The sequence below is a fragment of the Micromonospora sp. MW-13 genome (genome assembly GCF_003434305.1).
In the GTDB taxonomy this organism is placed as follows: domain Bacteria; phylum Actinomycetota; class Actinomycetes; order Mycobacteriales; family Micromonosporaceae; genus Micromonospora.
Map to the genome: position 1 here is coordinate 1 of NZ_QKKX01000059.1, position 1,973 is coordinate 1,973.

Annotated in this window: 1 protein-coding gene; it reads right to left on the bottom strand. The window is 72.4% G+C overall.

The genetic code is table 11. The features are described 5' to 3' along the window. A partial coding sequence (locus C5N14_RS25600) for a ThuA domain-containing protein (protein ID WP_117671491.1) occupies positions 1-1,806 on the bottom strand: 1,806 nt, incomplete at its 3' end. Positions 1,807-1,973: the final 167 nt, after the last annotated feature.

The window sequence follows — 1,973 nt, forward strand, 5'->3', positions numbered from 1 at the left end:
AACCTGGGTACCGTCGGCACTCGCACCGCCACGCACGTCGAGACACTTGCCACCCAGACCCCGGACCGGGCCGGTGCCGTTCGTCGGGGTCGACGACCGGACCAGGGTGACGTCGTCGACGTCGAACAGGCCCGTCCCGGTGCCGGCGAAGGTGAGGTACAGGTTCTGGCTGCCGGCCGGCACCCCGGTCAGCGGGGCGCTGACGTCGGCGTACGTCGTCCAGCCCCCGGTGTTGGGCACCGCCACCTGCCCCAGCACGGGGCCGGTGGCCGAGCCGGTGCGGAACTGGATGGTCCCGCCGGGGCCGCCGGAGACCACCCGGGCCCGCGCCGAGGTCACCCCGGTCAGGTCCAGGCCGTGGTAGCCGGCCCAGTCGCCCGGGTCGACGTACCCCAGGGTCTGGCCGCCGTTGGCCCCGGCCTTGGGATACGCGCTGACGCCGCTGGCGGCGCTGTACGCCTCGGCCTGGATGGTGGTGTTCCCGGTCGGCGGGCCGCCCAGCTCCCTGATCCGGATGTTGCGGAACGCGGCGTCGTCGCCGGTGCCGTGGTTCTGGATGCCGACGTGGCCGGCGAGCGAGCGGGCCGGATCGGTGTTGGTGAAGTCGTTGATCTTCACTCCGTTGAGCAGGACCTGGAGCCGCTCCCCCTCGACCAACAGCTCGTAGGTGTTCCACTCCCCCGGCGGGTTGAGCGCGGCGTCCCGGGCGGCCAGGTCGGCGGACTTGAAGGTGTAGACCGCGCCGGTGGTGCGGTCGGCGGCGTCGGTGGCGTCGATCTGCACCTCGTAGCCGTTGTTCACCGCGGAGTTCGGGTCGGTCGACGGCGGGAAGCCGATGAACACGCCGGAGTTGTCGTCCCCGGCCAGCTTCCAGTCCAGCTTGAGCGAGTAGTTGGTGAACTGCTTGGCGCTGTACCAGTACAGGCCCATCCCCCCGACGGAGGTGAGGGTGGCGTCGGCGTTGGTGAAGCTGCCCGGCCCGGCCTGGGACCAGCCGGCGGTGGAGCCGTTGTAGAGGGTGCTGTAGCCGGTCTCGGGCCGGCAGTCGGCCTTCGCCCGGCCGGCCGCGTACCGGATGCCGCCGAGCAGGTGGGAGCGGAACGCCGGCTCGGCGTACGACGACTGGGTGTGCCCGCCGCCGGTGTAGAAGGCCCGCCCGCCGTTGTACGTCTTGCACCAGGCGTGCGGGTGGTCGCCGCCCATCGATCCGCCGGAGTACGACGACTCGTCGAGGGTCGCCAGCACGTGCGCGGTGGAGCGGGCGTTGGTGCGGTAGTTGTACCACTCGTCGGTGCGCGGCCAGGACTGCGGAAGCGCGGCGGTGGCGGCGTGCGCCCGGTCCTCCACCTTGACGGTGGCCTGCTGGATGGCCGGGTGGGAGGCGAACCAGGCGCCGACCAGGTTGCCGTAGAACGGCCAGTCGTACTCGGTGTCGGCGGCGGCGTGCACGCCGACGAATCCGCCGCCGGAGCCGATGTACGACTCGAAGGCGGCCTGCTGGGTCGGGCCGAGCACGTCGCCGGTGGTGTTGAGGAAGATCACCGCCTCGTACCTCGCCAGGTTGGCGGTGCTGAACGCCGCGGCGTCCTCGGTGGCGGTGACGGTGAAGTTGTTGGCCGCGCCGAGGTCGCGGACGGCCTGGGTGCCGACCGCGATGGAGTCGTGCCGGAAGCCGGCGGTCTTGGAGAAGACCAGCACGTCGTAGGGGGCGTCGGCGGCCGACGCGGGGGTGGCCGGGGTGGTGCAGGCGATGACGGCGAGGACCGTGGTGGCCGCGCCGAGGACGGGACGGAGGAGTCTGCGCATGTCGCTCTCCTGGGGCTTCGCGCTGCGGGGGGGGTGGGGTCGACCGGGCCCCCTGCGCGACGGGATCCGTCGGCAGGGGGTCCTTCCTCGCGCCTAGGGCAGGGTCCACTTCTGGTTGGCGGCGCCCAGGCAGGTCCACAGGTGCACCGGAGTGCCGTCGGCGGAGT